This window comes from Rhizobium sp. 18055, assembly GCF_902706285.1.
GTDB lineage: Bacteria > Pseudomonadota > Alphaproteobacteria > Rhizobiales > Rhizobiaceae > Rhizobium.
This window is the reverse complement of sequence record NZ_CACSKD010000362.1, coordinates 1-420: the sequence shown is the minus strand read 5'-3', so window position 1 is coordinate 420 and position 420 is coordinate 1. Positions and strand designations below refer to the sequence as shown.

Sequence of the window (420 nt, the reverse complement as noted above, 5' to 3'; positions counted from 1 at the left end):
CCTTCGCGCCGTGGTCCGCTGGCCCGCGGCTTGGCCGCCTTGATGATGGGTCTGCTCCTGGTCACCCCATATGCCCATGCACAGCAGCGCAACCCGCTGCAGAAGATCGGCCGCACCGTGCTCGACGAGCCGGCGGCCAGCTATCGCTTCGAGCATTTCGTGGTGGACAGCCCGGACCAGCAGCGCCGTTGGCGGGTGAACCTGGCGATCCCGGCCAAGGCCGGCAAGGTGCCCTCTCCGGTGCTGTACGCGCTGGACGGCAACGCCGTCGCGATGGTCCTGGATCAGCCGTTGCTGGCCGAGCTGGCCGCGCGCAAGGCGCCGCCGGTGCTGGTGCTGATCGGCTACGACAACGACCTGCGCATCGATTCCAAGGCGCGCACCCGCGACTACACCGCATGGATCGACCGTGCCGACGAT

Annotated in this window: 1 pseudogene; it reads left to right on the top strand. The window is 68.8% G+C overall.

What is annotated here, in order from left to right:
• Nucleotides 1-30: 30 nt before the first annotated feature.
• A pseudogene (locus tag GVL52_RS29520) lies at nt 31-420 on the top strand (hypothetical protein); the annotation flags it as partial.